Annotated in this window: 18 protein-coding genes and 1 rRNA gene; 3 read left to right on the top strand and 16 right to left on the bottom strand. The window is 26.4% G+C overall.

The genetic code is table 4. The features are described from left to right. Positions 1 to 10: 10 nt before the first annotated feature. From AC1RP9_RS00385 to AC1RP9_RS00330, 12 genes are all read right to left on the bottom strand, one after another. Positions 11 to 2,098 (bottom strand): hypothetical protein, encoded by a 2,088-nt coding sequence (locus tag AC1RP9_RS00385; protein ID WP_481822436.1) that lies wholly within the window; start codon positions 2,096 to 2,098, stop codon positions 11 to 13. Then, positions 2,082 to 2,336, bottom strand: a complete 255-nt coding sequence (locus AC1RP9_RS00380; RefSeq protein ID WP_481822435.1) for a hypothetical protein — start codon at positions 2,334 to 2,336, stop codon at positions 2,082 to 2,084. The genes AC1RP9_RS00385 and AC1RP9_RS00380 overlap by 17 nt, the downstream gene beginning before the upstream one ends. Before the next feature lie 47 nt (positions 2,337 to 2,383). Then, on the bottom strand, positions 2,384 to 2,833 hold the full coding sequence (locus tag AC1RP9_RS00375; RefSeq protein WP_481822434.1) for a hypothetical protein: 450 nt from the start codon (positions 2,831 to 2,833) through the stop codon (positions 2,384 to 2,386). Continuing rightward, a complete protein-coding gene (locus tag AC1RP9_RS00370) occupies positions 2,815 to 3,255 on the bottom strand; it encodes a S8 family serine peptidase (RefSeq protein WP_481822433.1) in 441 nt (146 codons plus the stop codon). Before AC1RP9_RS00370 ends, AC1RP9_RS00375 begins: the two co-directional genes overlap by 19 nt. Then, positions 3,218 to 3,394, bottom strand: a complete 177-nt coding sequence (locus AC1RP9_RS00365; protein ID WP_481822432.1) for a hypothetical protein — start codon at positions 3,392 to 3,394, stop codon at positions 3,218 to 3,220. Before AC1RP9_RS00365 ends, AC1RP9_RS00370 begins: the two co-directional genes overlap by 38 nt. 225 nt (positions 3,395 to 3,619) lie before the next feature. Next, positions 3,620 to 3,874: a hypothetical protein gene (locus AC1RP9_RS00360; protein ID WP_481822431.1), complete on the bottom strand. Its 255-nt coding sequence runs from the start codon at positions 3,872 to 3,874 to the stop codon at positions 3,620 to 3,622. 1,128 nt (positions 3,875 to 5,002) lie between these two features. Further along, entirely contained in the window at positions 5,003 to 5,302 is a 300-nt protein-coding gene (locus AC1RP9_RS00355) for a hypothetical protein (RefSeq protein WP_481822430.1), read from the bottom strand. Between the two features lie 188 nt (positions 5,303 to 5,490). Beyond that, positions 5,491 to 6,429 carry a hypothetical protein gene (locus tag AC1RP9_RS00350; RefSeq protein ID WP_481822429.1) on the bottom strand — a complete coding sequence of 313 codons (939 nt, stop codon included), beginning with the start codon at positions 6,427 to 6,429 and terminating at the stop codon, positions 5,491 to 5,493. Positions 6,430 to 6,515: 86 nt separating this feature from the next. Then, positions 6,516 to 7,496, bottom strand: a complete 981-nt coding sequence (locus tag AC1RP9_RS00345) for a hypothetical protein (RefSeq protein WP_481822428.1) — start codon at positions 7,494 to 7,496, stop codon at positions 6,516 to 6,518. Then, positions 7,480 to 9,441: a S8 family serine peptidase gene (locus tag AC1RP9_RS00340; RefSeq protein WP_481822427.1), complete on the bottom strand. Its 1,962-nt coding sequence runs from the start codon at positions 9,439 to 9,441 to the stop codon at positions 7,480 to 7,482. The genes AC1RP9_RS00345 and AC1RP9_RS00340 overlap by 17 nt, the downstream gene beginning before the upstream one ends. A 276-nt stretch (positions 9,442 to 9,717) precedes the next feature. Continuing rightward, positions 9,718 to 11,667 carry a DNA topoisomerase (ATP-hydrolyzing) subunit B gene (gene gyrB, locus AC1RP9_RS00335; RefSeq protein ID WP_481822426.1) on the bottom strand — a complete coding sequence of 650 codons (1,950 nt, stop codon included), beginning with the start codon at positions 11,665 to 11,667 and terminating at the stop codon, positions 9,718 to 9,720. Between the two features lie 101 nt (positions 11,668 to 11,768). Further along, positions 11,769 to 12,287 carry a hypothetical protein gene (locus AC1RP9_RS00330; RefSeq protein WP_481822425.1) on the bottom strand — a complete coding sequence of 173 codons (519 nt, stop codon included), beginning with the start codon at positions 12,285 to 12,287 and terminating at the stop codon, positions 11,769 to 11,771. A 117-nt stretch (positions 12,288 to 12,404) separates the two neighbouring features. Between AC1RP9_RS00330 and coaBC the strand changes: the two genes are divergently transcribed. Together coaBC and AC1RP9_RS00320 are read left to right on the top strand one after the other, a co-directional pair. Further along, positions 12,405 to 13,613 (top strand): bifunctional phosphopantothenoylcysteine decarboxylase/phosphopantothenate--cysteine ligase CoaBC, encoded by a 1,209-nt coding sequence (gene coaBC / locus AC1RP9_RS00325; protein WP_481822424.1) that lies wholly within the window; start codon positions 12,405 to 12,407, stop codon positions 13,611 to 13,613. Beyond that, entirely contained in the window at positions 13,601 to 14,413 is an 813-nt protein-coding gene (locus AC1RP9_RS00320) for a type III pantothenate kinase (RefSeq protein WP_481822423.1), read from the top strand. Before coaBC ends, AC1RP9_RS00320 begins: the two co-directional genes overlap by 13 nt. 14 nt (positions 14,414 to 14,427) lie before the next feature. Here the strand turns inward: AC1RP9_RS00320 and rpmG are convergent, their stop codons facing one another. The 4 genes from rpmG to AC1RP9_RS00300 form a co-directional block, all read right to left on the bottom strand. Continuing rightward, complete coding sequence (gene rpmG / locus AC1RP9_RS00315) at positions 14,428 to 14,580, bottom strand: 50S ribosomal protein L33 (protein WP_036434678.1); 153 nt, start codon at positions 14,578 to 14,580, stop codon at positions 14,428 to 14,430. Between the two features lie 155 nt (positions 14,581 to 14,735). After that, positions 14,736 to 15,251: a hypothetical protein gene (locus AC1RP9_RS00310; RefSeq protein WP_481822422.1), complete on the bottom strand. Its 516-nt coding sequence runs from the start codon at positions 15,249 to 15,251 to the stop codon at positions 14,736 to 14,738. 52 nt (positions 15,252 to 15,303) lie between these two features. Then, the gene (locus tag AC1RP9_RS00305) at positions 15,304 to 16,044 is read right to left on the bottom strand and encodes a hypothetical protein (protein ID WP_481822421.1); all 741 of its coding nucleotides are present in this window, start codon (positions 16,042 to 16,044) and stop codon (positions 15,304 to 15,306) included. Positions 16,045 to 16,333: 289 nt separating this feature from the next. Further along, on the bottom strand, positions 16,334 to 16,981 hold the full coding sequence (locus tag AC1RP9_RS00300) for a DUF402 domain-containing protein (RefSeq protein ID WP_481822420.1): 648 nt from the start codon (positions 16,979 to 16,981) through the stop codon (positions 16,334 to 16,336). Positions 16,982 to 17,084: 103 nt separating this feature from the next. On the opposite strand from AC1RP9_RS00300, the gene rrf reads away from it, so the two are divergent. Continuing rightward, a 5S ribosomal RNA gene (gene rrf, locus AC1RP9_RS00295) occupies positions 17,085 to 17,190 on the top strand. Positions 17,191 to 17,222 lie beyond the last annotated feature (32 nt).

Genomic DNA, 17,222 nt, shown 5'->3' with positions numbered 1-17,222 from the left:
TGTATCTTGTTTATTTTTCTCAAATATCATCATTATAATATCAATTATAAAACTCATCTGGTTCATAATCGTACTGATAGTATAAATCATTTAATAATTGTTGATTTTCTTCTTTAGTTGTCTTTTTGACTGTAAATTCTTTATCTTTAGGAATCACAATAACATTAAATACACTTCTATTAGGTTTAAATGAGCTTGTATTGATATCATCAAATTTCTGATATTGCTCAATTTCAAACGGATTGATTCATAAAACATTTACATGGTTTTCTGTTTCTTCTTTGAGAGCGTATTTAAAACCAATACCAGAACGATTATCAATTGATTCTAAAATGAGAATCTTGTTATCTTTTAGCACATTCTCAATACTTTGTCCATTTAAAAAATCAGTTTCAAAGATTTTTGTAATTTGTTCATCAGAAAGAGTTTTATCAAGCTTAAGTTCTTGATATAATGAATTAATTTTATTAATAATATGATTTGAAAAATCTTGTTTTGAACTAATTAATTGTTGATTATCTTTTAAAAAATTGTATTTAGAGTATTTATTATAGTTACCCTTTAATTTTTTAGGGTTTTCTTTATCAAAAGCTTTTTTATCTAAACTTTCAACAAATTGATCAAAGATTAAGCTATTATTAGTTTTGATTCCTTGATCTTCTTGTTTCATTCTAACTAAATTAATAAGATGAGTCGTTTTTTCAAGCATGTTTTCTAAATAAAATTTTTTCTCAGCTTTTATATAATAGCTTTTATTATTTAATAAAAAGTCGCTTGTTTCTTTAAAGTTTAATTTTGGTTTAATCTCTACTTGAGTGCCTTTCGGAACTATTAAAACCTGATAAGAAATCTCTGGTTTTTTATTTACAAAGTAATGTCATGCTTGACCTTTACCTAAAAAATTGAAAATTAATGTTCTTGCGTTAATGAAAGCTAATTCTATTTTTGATGAATTAGGATTTGCTAATTTTACCAATTGGTCTGGATCATTTAACGAGAGTATGTTCCCTTTTTCAATTGTCCGTTGCACTACAATATCAGAATTTTTAAGTACCTCATTTAATTTTTGAGCATTTAAATAATTTGTTTCAAAATCACTTATTATTATTTGATCAGTTAAGGATTTCCCTAGTTTTTGAGCAACTTTTTGCATTGGGTTGGTAATGAATTCATTAAAATCATTAGAATTTTGAATAATTTTCATCTCAGAATTTAAAGGTAATTCACTTAAAGATTCATCAGTTAAATTATCTAGTAGTAAATTTTGTTTATATGCAATTCCTTGTTCATTTTGAATGATATTTATTCTCCCTTTAACATCCGAAAAATATCAATCATAAAACTGGTCTTCTTTGTAATTATGTTTATTATATAAATCACTTAATAGTTGATTATTTTCTTCCTCGGTTGTTTTTCTAAATGTATATTCTTTACCTTTTGGAATTAAAACAACATTAAAAACACTTCTATTGGGTTTAATAACGGCATTTTTATTATAAACATATTTTTGATTAATTGCAAACGGATTGATTCATAAAACATTTAGATGATTTTCTTTTTCTTCTTTAAGAGCATATTTCAATCCAATAGGAGAAAAATCATTAATCGATTCTAAAACGAGAATATTGTTGTTTTTTAATACATTTTCAAGATTTTGACCATTTAAAAAATCATCTTGAAAGATTTTTGTAATTTGCTCATCAGAAAGAGTTTTAGGGAGTTTAAGTTCTTGATATAATGAATTAATTTTGTTAATAATATGATTTGAAAAGTCTTGTTTTGAACTTATTAATTGTTTGTTATCTTTTAAAAAATTGTAACGACGATATTTTCTTCTGATCTCGTGTATATCTGAATTAGAATATTTCCTATGCAAACCTTCAACAAATTGATCAAAGATAATACTATTATTAGTTTTGATTCCTTGTTCTTCTTGTTTTGTTCTAATTAAATTGATAAAATAAGGTGTTTTTAACATTACACTTTCTAAGTAATCTTTATTTGTTAAAAAAATAAATGAACAAGATGGTGTAATAACTGTTGATAATACTGGTGCACCAATTAAAGTGATTTTTAATAATTTATTCCTTAATGACATATGTAAACGCTCCTTTGTCAGGTACTGAATTATTAAATAGGGCAGAGCTAAATTTTTTTACTGCAAGTCTATATAGACCACCATCAGTAACTTTATATTCTATTAGCTCGTCATTAGAACTTCCTGATGTAGAACTTTTAACAGTGACTCAACCTCTACCATATTCATATTTTTGTAACAACAAATCATAATCAGAAAATTTAGAATTTTGCCTTTTTAAAGCTTCTGCTTGTTTCAATCATTCAGTATCACGGTGTGTTTGATATCAATTTGCAGTTTCTCTTTTTAATCGATCGCTTCAATTGCATTAGCAACTATACCACCTATAGGGAATAAGAATCATCATCAATTTACATTAGGATTATAAGTAGGTAGATTTTCCTGTTTATTAAGCAATCCAGCATTAAACATTCAAGAAAGTGATGCTTTTATAGTTTTACCTGAAGAAACATAAAAACTATTTGACTCATTAACTATCTCACGTTTATCGTTAAAATCAACGCTAAAGCGTTTTAAGTTATCAGAAGCTTCTTTCATTTTTTCAAAGTCAGGAATCCCTGCACCATATTTATTGCTAAAACCATTTGATTTTGTTCATTGTGTATCGTCATTAGTAGCAATTGCAGAAGCACTTAAAATGCTTTTAATTGAAGGTACTCTGTAATCATCATTATCTAATCATGGTTTAATTCTTAATAATGTTGATATAAGACCAGTTACAACAGGTCGTTGCATAACTTGTACGCTTCGCTCGTTGTACTTTTAAATTCATAATGACCAGGAGCAACCACAAAAGGTTTAGCTAAATCTTCTACAGATGAATCGAGTTTATAATTTGAATAACGGTCTATTTTATTATTACGAACATCTTGTTTATAATTTTTATCAAAATTTCTAACAACAATAGAGTTATACGATAAAGCAGAATTATTTATTCAACCATGTTCGATTTGACTTTCAAAATCTATTCCATCATCGTTTTCATTTCCGGAAGCAAACACATTAACAACACCATATTTTCTTGAAAGAAAATCAACTATATAACTTCATTCTGAATAGAATCTATGCTTTATATCATTAATAGCTCCATAACTATGATTAATAATTTTGACATTATTTTTAATGAGTTCTTCGAATTTTTCTTTGTCATTCAGCATCTGTTTCAAATTGAGAAAAATAAAGTTCAGAACGAGTATCAATACCTTCATCACCTCCTAGAACAGAAGACACCTTAATTCCATGTTCTCTTATTGTTTTTAATTTATCTTTTACTAACGAAGTAAAACCATTGTGCATGAAAATTGTCAGTATTAGATGCTGAAGGATATTCATCGTCATAAACCTCTAAAACACCTACTGAATGTGAATTTCAACCACCCGAATCTAAATCACGCTTTCTTTGTTGACTAAAATTAACTGTTTTAAAAACATCATTCTTGTTTAAAATATCATATTTAGTTAAATCTTCACCACTGTTATAACTAAAATTATTATTGTAAGAGTTATAATAACTTAATTGTTTTATCTTATTAAAAAATTATTTTTGTATACGATAAATTTGTAAATATTTTCATTTTCTTGTAATTTCTTTACAAATTGTTCTCTTTCTTGCTCATTATTAAAGTAAAACCAAACAATTGGTGTTTCTTTACTAATTATAAACTCCTTAAATTTTACTTTCTTCTCTTTAACTAAATTAACAAAATTGAGATTTTGTTTTTCTAAGTATTCTGAATTTGATAATTCATTGAAATTATTGTATTTGTGATTTAACAATAACTTTAATTCAAAGTTATTGTTAATATTTATGACGCTTGAATTTGTTGATTGGTTTTGATAAAAGATTCTCTAACTTCAAATTTAGCGTTTTTAATTCCGTCATACCATTCTTTTTAATGCTGTGTTTGCTTGTGTAAACTATTGCTGTAGAAACAATAGTTCCTAAAGCTAAAATTGATAATGTGCTTGTTATTAATCTTTTTTAGTTTTCATGTGTTTCTCCTAATTAAATGTTATTGATGTTAAATAAAATTAGAACAGAGCTTAAGATATTTATCTTAAAAATCTCTTAATCAGCATAATTGTAAAACTAGTTATAAAAGAACGAAATAATGTTTTTACTTATTAAGTAAAATCTTGCTATATGTAACTTTATTATATATAAAAACTTTACCCCTTACAAAGATTCCCATAAAATTTCCACATTTTTTTCATATTTTAATTAAACATATTTAAAAGAAAAAAATAACAAGAAAAAATGAGTTGTAAAATAATTCAGCTATCGAAATGGAAAAATTGTATGAGAATTAACTTTAGTAAGTTAACATTTATAATATTTAGTAATTAAAAAACCGTTTATCCACATTTAAAGGATATAAACGGTTTTTATTCTTTTAACTATAAAACTTTAATTTACAGAGATTAAGACATTTTTGTTTTTAAAATTTGTTATTAATGTAAAAATTTTAGAATAAACCAAGTCCAAATTAAAGATCTCTAAATGATAAACAGCAAATCCAGAAAATACTACTGTTATTGCGATTATAATTACTTTTAACGCCAATAATAAAATACTATATCCAACTGTGTTTATTACTTGACTGAATGTGCTTGTATCAAAAAATGCAATAATATTTTGTTCTATAAATAAAAAGTTTATTCTGTTTTAATTAGTAAATTACGCTAAACAAGGAAATCTCTTCTATTTTAACCAGATATTGTTCTTGTTTATTTTTGACTAATTGTTTGAATATAATTATTGGTTGTTTAATAAAAACTTATTTGTTTGTTTAAAGTTTAACTTAGGTTTGATTTCTACTTGAGTATTTTTTGGTACTACAAGTACTTGATAAAAAATCTTTGGGGTTTGGTTATTAAGACGATTGAATTTTTCTTCATTATTATTTAAAAATTAAAATTCAATTCTCTTGCATTAACCAGTGCTACTTCTATTTTTGGTGAATCAGGATTTAATAATTTAACCAATTGATCTGGAGTGTTTAGCGAAAATGTCTTTCCTGTTTGAATTGAACGTTGCACGATAATATTATAATTTTCTAGTGCTTTGTCTAATGGATAACCTCCTAAATGATTTTTCACAAAATCGTTTAGGATTACTTGATTAGTTAAAGATTTTCCTAGTTTTTGAGCAACTTTTTGCATTGGATTGACAATAAATTCGTTAAAGTCCTTAATTTCTTTCATAATTTTTATCTCAGAATTTAAAGGTAATTCACTTACAGATTCATCAGTTAAATTGTTTAATAGTGAATTTTGTATATAGAAAATTTTTTGCTTATTTTGTATCTTGTTTATTTTTTCTCAAATATCATCATTATAATATCAATTATAAAACTCATCTGGTTCATAATCGTACTGATAGTATAAATCATTTAATAATTGTTGATTTTCTTCTTTAGTTGTCTTTTTGACTGTAAATTCTTTATCTTTAGAATCACAATAACATTAAATACACTTCTATTAGGTTTAAATGAGCTTGTATTGATATCATCAAATTTCTGATATTGCTTAATTTCAAACGGATTGATTCATAAAACATTTACATGGTTTTCTGTTTCTTCTTTGAGAGCGTATTTAAAACCAATACCAGAACGATTATCAATTGATTCTAAAATGAGAATCTTGTTATCTTTTAGCACATTCTCAATACTTTGTCCATTTAAAAAATCAGTTTCAAAGATTTTTGTAATTTGTTCATCAGAAAGAGTTTTATCAAGCTTAAGTTCTTGATATAATGAATTAATTTTATTAATAATATGATTTGAAAAATCTTGTTTTGAACTAATTAATTGTTGATTATCTTTTAAAAAATTGTATTTAGAGTATTTATTATAGTTACCCTTTAATTTTTTAGGGTTTTCTTTATCAAAAGCTTTTTTATCTAAACTTTCAACAAATTGATCAAAGATTAAGCTATTATTAGTTTTGATTCCTTGATCTTCTTGTTTCATTCTAACTAAATTAATAAGATGAGTCGTTTTTTCAAGCATGTTTTCTAAATAAAATTTTTTCTCAGCTTTTATATAATAGCTTTTATTATTTAATAAAAAGTCGCTTGTTTCTTTAAAGTTTAATTTTGGTTTAATCTCTACTTGAGCGCTTTTCGGAACTATTAAAACCTGATAAGAAATCTCTGGTTTTTTATTTACAAAGTAATGTCATGCTTGACCTTTACCTAAAAAATTGAAAATTAATGTTCTTGCGTTAATGAAAGCTAATTCTATTTTTGATGAATTAGGATTTGCTAATTTTACCAATTGGTCTGGATCATTTAACGAGAGTATGTTCCCTTTTTCAATTGTCCGTTGCACTACAATATCAGAATTTTTAAGTACCTCATTTAATTTTTGAGCATTTAAATAATTTGTTTCAAAATCACTTATTATTATTTGATCAGTTAAGGATTTCCTAGTTTTTGAGCAACTTTTTGCATTGGGTTGGTAATGAATTCATTAAAATCATTAGAATTTTGAATAATTTTCATCTCAGAATTTAAAGGTAATTCACTTAAAGATTCATCAGTTAAATTATCTAGTAGTAAATTTTGTTTATATGCAATTCCTTGTTCATTTTGAATGATATTTATTCTACCTGTAACGCGTGAAAAATATCAATCATAAAACTGGTCTGCTTTGTAATTATATTCGTGATATAAATCACTTAATAGTTTATTGTTTTCTTCCTTTCTTGTCTCTTTAATTGTAAAGTTTTTATCTTTTGGAATTAAGATAACATTGAAAATGCTTCTATTAGGTCTAATAATATATCGTGTATCGTAATCTCCGTCTTGCTTAATTTGATACGGATCGATTCATAAAACATTTATATTATTTTCTACTTCTTCTTTTAAAGCATATTTTAATCAAATAGGAACCTCATCATGTATTGATTCTAAAATGAGAATCTTGTTATCTTTTAGCACATTCTCAATACTTTGCCCATTTAAAAAATCATTCTCAAAGATTTTTGTAATTTGCTCATCAGAAAGAGTTTTATCAAGGTTGAGTTCTTGATATAATGAATTAATTTTGTTAATAATATGATTTGAAAAATCTTGTTTTGAACTAATTAATTGTTGATTGTCTTTTAAAAAGTTATAACGACGATATTTCTTTTTGATCTCAGGTGTATCTGAATGAGAATATTTATTATGCAAACTTCCAACAAATTGATCAAAAATTAAGCTATTATTGGTTTTGATTCCTTGATCTTGTTGTTTTGTTCTAATTAAATTGATAAAATAAGGTGTTTTATATCTTATGCTTTCTAAATAATCTTTATTTGTTAAAAAACTAAACGAACAAGACGATGTAATAATTGTTGATAATGCTGGTGCACCAATTAAAGTGATTTTTAATAATTTATTCCTTAATGACATATGTAAACGCTCCTTTGTCAGGTGCTGAATTATTAAATAAAGCAGATTTATATTTTTTAACAACAATTCTATATGAACCACTTTCAGTCACCTTATATTCTAATAATTCATCGTTAGATTTTATTGAGGCAGAACTTTTAACAGTTACTCAACCTCTACCATATTCATATTTTTGTAACAATAAATCATAATCAGAAAATTTAGAATTTTGCCTTTTTAAAGCTTCTGCTTGTTTTAATCATTCGGAATTACGGTGTGTTTGGTATCAATTAGCAGTCTCTCTATTAAGTCTATCACCTTCAACTATGTTAGCTACAATGCCACCAATAGGGAATAAGAATCATCATCAATTTACATTAGGATTGTAGGTAGGTAGATTTTCTTGTTTGTTTAGTAATCCAGCATTAAACAATCAAGAAAGGGAAGCTTTTATGGTTTTTCCCGAAGAAAGATAAATACTATTTGACTCTCCAACTATATCACGTTTATCGTTAAAATCAACGCTAAAGCGTCTTAAATTATCAGTAGCTTCTTTCATTTTTTCAAAGTCAGGAATCCCTGCACCATATTTATTGCTAAAACCGTTTCTTTTTGTTGTTTGCTCAGTATCATTGGTCGAAACCGCTGAAGCACTTAAAATACTTTTAATTGAAGGAATTCTATAATCATCATTATCTAATCATGGTCTAATTCGTAATAATGTCGATATAAGACCAGTAATAACAGGAGCTGCTAAACTTGTTCCGTCGTAATTGTCAATTTTAAATTCATAATGACCAGGAGCAACTACAAAAGGTTTTGCTAAATCTTCTACAGATTCATCAAGTTTATAATTTGAATAATCAAATACTTTGTTATCACGCACGTCATTTCTATATTTTTCATCAAGAGCACCAACAACAATAGAATTATATGATAGCGCTTCTCTGCTTATTCAACCGTAACTATTACCGGCAGCAAAAACATTAACAACACCATATTTTCTCGAAAGATAATCGATTATATAGCTTCTTTCCCCATAAAATCTATTGGCTCAATCATCTCCAGCTCCATAACTGTGATTAATAATTTTTACATTATTTTTAATAAGATCTTCAAGTCTTTGTTGTCATACACCTTCTTTTTCTCATTGTGAAAAATAGAGTTTTGATCTAGTATCAATACCTTCCTCACCGCTTACAATAGAAGAAACAATAATGGAATGTTTATCTGTTTCTGCATTTCTATTTAAAAATTCAATTTCGTTTTTTTCGAAATTGTTAGTAGTTAGAGATGGTATAAAGCCACCATCAAATTCTAAAACAGCTACTGAATGTGGATTTGAACTTTTTCATTTCAAATCACGGTCTCTTTGTTGACTAAAATTAACTGTTCTAAAAACATCATTTTTATTTAAAATGTCATATTGATTTAAATCTATACCATTGTTATAGTAAAAATTGTTATATGAATTTGAATAACTTAATTGTTTTGTATTATTAGAAGAATTATTTTTGTATACGATAAATTTGTAAATATTTTCATTTTCTTGTAGTTTTTTTACAAATTTTTCCCTTTCTTGCTCATTATTAAAGTAAAATCAAACAATTGGTGTTTCTTTACTGATTATAAAATCTTTAAATTTTAATTTCTTGTCTTTAATTAAATTAACAAAATTGAGATTTTGTTTTTCTAAATATTCTGAATTTGTTAAATCATTGAAATTATCATATTTATGATTCAATAATAACTTTAATTCAAAGTCATTATTAGCATTTCTAACGCTCGAATTTGTTGATTGACTTTGAGAGAAAGCCTCTCTAACTTCAAATTTAGCGTTTTTAATTCCGTCATATCATTCTTTTTTAACGCTGTGTTTGCTTGTGTAAACTATTGCTGTAGAAACAATAGTTCCTAAAGCTAAAATTGATAATGTGCTTGTTATTAATCTTTTTTTACTTTTCATGTGTTTCTCCTGATTAAATGTTATTGATGTTAAATAAAATTAGAACAGGGATTAAAATATTTATAAGATAAATATCTTAATCAGCATAATTGTAAAACTAGTTATAAAAGAACGAAATAATGTTTTTACTTATTAAGTAAAAATTACCATGGCTAACTTTATTATATATAAAATTTTTACCCCTTAAAAGATTTCCATAAAATTTCCACATTTTAATCTAAAGGCAAAAAATTGACAAAAAATTAAACCCGTTCTGAGTTTAATTTTTGCTTAAAACTATAAATCAATATTTTTGACATATTTGGCATTGGTTTCGATAAATCTTCTTCTTGGTTCAACTAATTCACCCATTAAAGTGGTGAATGCTTTATCAGCTTTGAGTGCGTCTTTAATTTGCACTTGGAGCATTTTTCGATTCTCTGGATTCATAGTGGTTTCTCAAAGTTGAGCTGGATCCATTTCTCCAAGTCCTTTATAACGTTGAATGTTGATTTTTTGTGTTGGATTTAATTTGCTCATAATTTGGTCTTTTTGAGCATCGTTGTAAGCATATTCAACAGTTTTGTTTTGTTGCACTTTATAAAGAGGAGGTTGAGCAATGTATACAAATCCATATTCAATTAATTCACGGAAATAACGGTAGAAAAATGTCAAAAGTAAGGTGCGGATGTGCGAACCATCAACATCAGCATCAGTCATAATAATAATTTTATGATATCTGAGTTTATTAATGTTAAATGTATCACCAAGTCCAGTTCCTAGAGCAGTAATGAGCGACATAATCTCTTCATTTTCAAAAACTCTTTCTTGACGAGCTTTTTCAACATTAATTACTTTACCTCTAAGTGGTAAAATTGCTTGAATAGTTCGATCACGACCCATTTTAGCGCTACCCCCAGCTGAGTTCCCCTCGACAATATAAAGTTCGCTAATTTCAGCGTTTTTACTTGAACAATCGCTTAATTTACCTGGTAAGCCACCATTATCAAAAGCACTTTTTCTACGTGCACTATCACGGGCAGCATTTGAAGCTAATCTTCCTTTACGAGCTAAAATAGCATTATCAATAATTTTCTTTGCTAAATCAGGATTTTCAATCAGTAATCTTTCAAAAACTTGAGAAAAAATTCTATTAACAGCTTGACGAGCATCTTTAGAACCTAATTTACCTTTAGTTTGTCCTTCAAATTGTGGATCAGGATGCTTAATTGAAATAATTGCTGTCAATCCTTCGATTAAATCTTCACGAGCAAATTTTTCAGCATCAGTTTTAACATAACCTTTTTCAATTGCATAATTATTTACAATTCTAATTAAAGAATCATAAAACCCTAAAACATGGGTGCCGCCTTCGTGGGTTGAAATATTGTTAGTATATGAAATGATATTGCTTCTGTAAAAATTTTGCAAATATTGACAAGCAACTTCAACTCCAATATTTACTGGATTGCTATTGTTATCTGAATTAACTAAAAAATCTCCTGAAGCATAAATAATTTCATTATTAATTGGAGTTTGTCCTTCATTTAGTTCTTTGACATAATCGATAATTCCATTATCGTATTGAAATTCTTGATACGAATTGTCTCGATGATCAGTAACCGAGACAAAAAGTCCTTTATTTAAGTGAGCAATTTGTTTAGCATGGTCAATAATTAATTCTTTATCAAAAGGCACTTTTTCCATGACTGAATAATCTGGATGAAATTCAATTTTAGTTCCAGTAATTCCTTCTGGAACCTCATCAATAACATGAGTGTGTTGAACAGTATTTCCACCATTAGCAAATTCAGCATAGTAAAGTTTACCATCTCTTTTAACTCAGGCTTTCATTGAATCGCTTAATGCATTAACTACACTGGCACCAACTCCGTGCAATCCTCCTGACACTTTATATGCATTTGATTCAAACTTCCCACCAGCATTTAATTTAGTTAAAACCACTTCTAAAGCACTAATGTTAAAACGTTCGTGAATACCAACTGGAATTCCGCGACCATTGTCTTCAACAATAATATGTTCGTCATTAGTAATGGTAATTTCAATTCGAGTTGCAAATCCGGCCATGCACTCATCAACTGAGTTATCTACAATCTCTCAAATCATGTGGTGAAGTCCGGTTTTTGATGTAGTTCCGATATACATTCCAGGACGTTTTCTAACGTGTTCTAATCCTTCTAAAAACTTAATATTACTTGCATCATAATTGTGTTTTTTTGCTTCCATTTTGCTCCTTATAATAATTATTTTAAATTATACCAAAATGAGCAAAAATCAACATTAGGCTTTATTTCTAAGATAAAAAACAATTGCAAAAACATAACTGCTTATCATTTAATTTTTTGGGAATAAAACGATATTTTCCTTGATGAAAGCGAGTATAAAAAACTAGACATTATTAAACATAAAAGACCAATTGATAAAAACTCAAAAATTGCTTGAATTCAAATTAATCCAATTCATATTTCAAATGATCCTATGCTTTCAAGTCCAAAAATTAATTTGTGTAAAAATAATCCAAATGTAACAAGTACTGTATTTGCTAAAGCACTTAAAGCACCAACTAAAAAATAACAAGTTAATTTAATCATTCATAAATTCTTTTTGCTTTTCTTAGTTGCATAATCAATCATTTTCCGGGCTTGATAACACAATCAATACACAAAAAATCCAAGCACAAAGCGAGGAAAAATCGATATTAATGGATAAATAAACAAAATCGAACCAAAAGTCATAGCTCCGAAAAATGAACAAAAACCTAAAAACAAACCACCAAAAATAGCTCCTTTAAACCCTAAATGAATTCCCATTAGAATTAATAAAATGGTATTTAAATTAATACTCACTGGTCCTAGTGGAATAAGACCAGTGCGTGTAAATGTTAATAAAACGAATAAGCAAAGTCAAATGGCTAAATAAACTACAAACGAAACCGAATTGAAAACTCTTGTTTTATCAAAAAAGTGCTTAAATTTGTGGTTCTTCGTTTTATTAAATATTTGCAAGAAGGACATATTGTTTATAATTATAATGCATTTATGAAAGTCTTATTACTAATTACAGGGAGCATTGCCGCGATTAAATCTCCACAACTTATTGAGGTTTTAAGAAAACAAAAGCACAGGGTTCAATATGCCCTTTCGCCTTCTGCACGTAATTTTGTTCCTCAATTCATGCTAGAAAATTGTTTGGCAAATAATTGATATCAAAAGAATAATTCTGTTCATGTAGATATTGTAAAATGAGCTGATAGAATAATTGTTTATCCAGCTACTTTTAATACTATTGGAAAAGTTGCTAGTGGGATAGCTGATAATTTTGTTACCACTGCATTAAGTCTTGTAAGTTTTAATAAAGTAATTTTTGCACCGGCTATGAATACTAAAATGTATCAAAATGACTTTTTACAAGCTAATTTAGCAAAACTTAAACAACTCGGGGCAACATTTATCGGTCCAAATTATGGAAAACTTAAAGATGGAGACACAGGTATTGGTCGAGCAATCGAACCAGAATATTTAATTGATTTTCTTGAAAATAAACCTAAAAAGAAGGTTTTATTAACTTTTGGATATACCAGAGTTAATCTGGATCCAGTTCGAGTTGTTTGCGTTCCTTCAAGCGGAAAAAGTGGATTAGCTTTAATCCAAATTCTAGCTCAAAAATACGATTTGACCGTTATTAGTGGGAATTTGGAACACTTAAACAATCAAATTCCTGCTCATGTACAAATCATTAACATTCAAACTCTACAAGAATACTACACTGCTGTTGATGAATATATTCAGCAAAATGATTGTTTTATCTCTCTTTGTGCTGTAAGTGATTTAATTTTTAAAACTCACGAGCAAAAAATTAAAAAGAATGAGCAAATTTATTTTGAATACACCATTGGGAAAGATGTATTAAAAGATATTGCTCTTAAATATCCAGAAAAAATTAAGATTGGTTATGCTCTAGAATCTCAAAATATCTTAGAAAATGGTAAGAAAAAACTCATTTCCAAAAACTTGGATGCTATTATTATTAACAATGCTCAAACTTTAGCAAGCAATCAGAGTAGTGGATATATTATTCTTAAAAATGGACACATAAGCAAATTTCTTCATTTAGACAAGTATTATTTAGCTATAAAAATTGATAAAATATTGGAACAATTATGAATAAAATAGTTATTTTTGATATTGGTAATACTAATATCAAAATGAATCTTTTTAATACACAAACTAATCAAGAACTTCAACCAGAAATAATTATTGGATCTTCACAATATTTGCTGAAAAAGAACAAAAGTAAGCTTATAAATTCACTTAAAAAACAACTTGAAAATTTACTAGAACCAAAGTCAAAAATTTATATTGGAAGTCCTTCAATTATATTTGCTCAGAGTTTAAAAAATATTTTAAATAATACTTTTAATCTCCAAAACATTCAAATCATTGATCATAGTTATGATTTGAATGTACAAACTCTTACAAGGAAAGAAAAAATTGGATTAGATATCCTCTCATGTGCTGGGTATGCTAATACATTTACTGAAAATAGTTTTGTGTTTATGTTTGGAAGTGCTTCCGTGGCTATTGAAATTATCAATAAAACCATCACTGGTGTTTCAATTGCTCCTGGTATTGGTTTTTCCTTTCACAAATTACAACAACATTTGAAAAAATCTTCATCTGGAAATGCAACTTGAAATTATCCAATTGCCTTTAATTTACAAATGGGTCTAAATACTTTAAACTCAGTGAATAGTGGAACATATCGAACTTTTTTAGGTTATATTATTGCACACTTATTTTTAAATCAAAACGTTAAAAATAAGCTTATAAACAATATTTTTATTACTGGAGGAGATATTAATCTTATCCAAAATTTGCAAGAGCAAATCAATCAATTATTTCCACATCTCAAAATTCATGTTTGTCAAGCAATGGTTGCTCTAGGATACTTAAATGCAATTAATAAAAAGTAAATTCCTTCTGGAATTTACTTTTTCTCTTTGTGATTGGTGTGTTTGTTGCATTTTGAGCAGTGTTTTGATAATTCTACTCTTTCGGGATGATTTTTTTTGTTTTTCTTTGAAATGTAATTTTCCATTTTACACTCAGTACATGCTAATGTGTAACCTTCTCTGGCCATATTACTCCTTAAAATAAATATAGAAACTGATTTTTATTTTTAATATTTCAAAAATAAAATCGTTTACTTTTTATTATATTAAAAAATATTAAATTAAGTATGAAAATTATTTTGTAATTTAAGAGCACCTATTAAATGTCAAACTTCCATTTTTGCTAATTATTTAAATATAAGTTTTTGTTAGATAATAAAAAGTGATGAGTTTCTTTGAAATTTAACTTATCTACAATCTCTATCTGTGAGTTTTTTGGAACTACAAGAATCTGATAATAAAGCTTTGGTTTTTTGTTAAGAGATTGAAATTTACCTGTAAAATTAAAAATTAATTCTCTTGCATTAATAAAAGCTAAATGTATTTTTGATGAATTAGAACTAGGTAATTTGACCAATTGATCTGGATCATTTAATGACAACATGCTTGGTTTTTCAATTATTCGTTGCACTACAATATCAAACTTTTTAAGGACATTATTTAGTTTTTGAGCATTTAAAAAGTTTATTTCAAAATCATTAATTACTTTTTCTTTAGTCAAGGAATCCTTTAGTTTTTGAGCAACTTTTTGAATTGGATTAACAATAAATTCATTAAAATCATCAGTATTTTTGATAATCTTTATTTTTGATTTTAAAGGTAAATCATCGATAGATTCGTCAGTTAAATTATTTAACAATAAATTTTGCTTATATAAAATTCCTTGTTTGTTTTGGATAGCATTTATTTTTTTAAAAATATTGTCATCAAAATATCAATCATAAAAACTGGTTTGCTCTGAATTTATATTTTTGATATAAATTAAGTAATAATTGATTATTTTCTTCTTTGTTTGTGTGTTTAGGTTTAAACTGTTTACCTTTTGGAAGCAAAATAACATTAAAGACTGGTTTTTGACTTAAATAAATTGTTGCTATTATATCAAGAGCTTCAATTTGATCGATTTCAAGTGGATCAATTTTTAAAATATTTACATGATTTTCTGTTTCTTCTTTGAGAACATATTCTAGTCCAATAGGAGAGCGATCATCGTTTGATTGTAAAATTAGAATATTATTATTATTATTATTATTTAAAACATTCTCAATACTTTGACCATTCAAAAAATCATCTTCAAAGATTTTTGTAATTTGCTCATCAGAAAAAGTTTTAGGGAGTTTAAGTTCTTGATATAATGAATTAATTTTGTTAATAATATGATCGGAAAAATCTTGTTTTGAGCTTATTAATTGTTTTTTATCTTTTAAAAAATCGTATTGATAGTAATTAATTTTGTTATCCTGTGTATTAGAATGAGATTTATTGTGTAAATTTTTTACAAATTGATCAAAGATAATGCTATTGTTAGTTTTTACTTCTTGTTCTTGTTGTTTTAATCTAATTAGATTAATAAAATAAGGGGTTTTAATCTTTAAACTTTCTAAATAGTTTTTAGCTAATAAAGCACTCAGTGAGCATGATGTAGTAATCATATTTAATTCTCATAATACTCCTGTTACTTTTTGATTGTCTAATGAATAAAAAATGAGTTCTTTTTACTATTAAATAGTAAAAGGTTTACCTAAATCTAATTTCATTATATATAAAATTTTGACCATTTAAAAAGTTCCCAGAAAGTTCCCATATTTTGATTAAAAATCAACTAAAAAGGTAAATTTGGATGAATTTGGTATATTTTAGTAATGGTTTCTTTCTAAATAAAAAACAACAAACACCCTCTAAAGCGATTCGCTATCTAAGTTTGGGTGTTTGTTGTTTGTTTTAAATAATTTTTTCTGTTAAATCAGAAAGCATATTAAATTCTTCGCTGTATTCTTGAGCATTGAGTTTGAGAATTTTATCAAAAAACTTTTTATCTATCAATTTATCTTTAAATAGAATCTCAACATAATAAGCTAGAATTTGTGGATTAAAAAAATACTTATAATTTGCATAAAATGAGCAAATATTTTGAATTTCATTAAAAAGTAATTTTTTAATCCCTTTGGGATATTTCATTTGAATACTATTTTTTATGTATTCATCACGATCGACAATTTGTAAGTCTTTTCCAGGATAACATTTAATATCTAGGTCAAAATCAATAAATTTAATAGTGTTGTCTTCAAAAATTGGTTTAGAAGCAATGTTTATATAATGATAAACTTTTGAATTCTTTTTAAGGAGTAAAATTGCATTGAAATATGAGTTTTTTGGAAAAAATCATAGTGCATTTTCACTATATCTTCAGTGATTGATTTTTTTATTATAATCACTAACTTTTGTTTTATATAAAAATAATACAATATGTCTAGAATTGTTAAAAATAACTTTAGCCGAATTTCATTGACGATACAAAAATCCATTAAATTTATAAGCTTGAACATCGATAATTTGTCCTACTTTTAAATCTTTAAATTCTTGTTCCATACTCTTTCTTTTCTATATTAATAGTTATGTTTTAATTATACTAATAACGCTTAAAAAAATTGAAGAAAAATATTAAAAAAGATTTTTTGTGCTATAATTATTTCACAGTGATTGTAGCAACGGGGATCACCTGAACCCATTCCGAACTCAGTAGTTAAGCCCGTTAGTGCCGAAGATAGCAGAGATGCAAAAATAGGGAGTTGCTGTTTTTTTATTGCATTTTTTGTATTTAAAAACAAAA

It is taken from the genome of Mycoplasma sp. 3686h, from assembly GCF_056781225.1.
The sequence above is the reverse complement of the archived record's forward strand: the minus strand, read 5'-3'. Positions and strand labels throughout refer to the sequence as shown.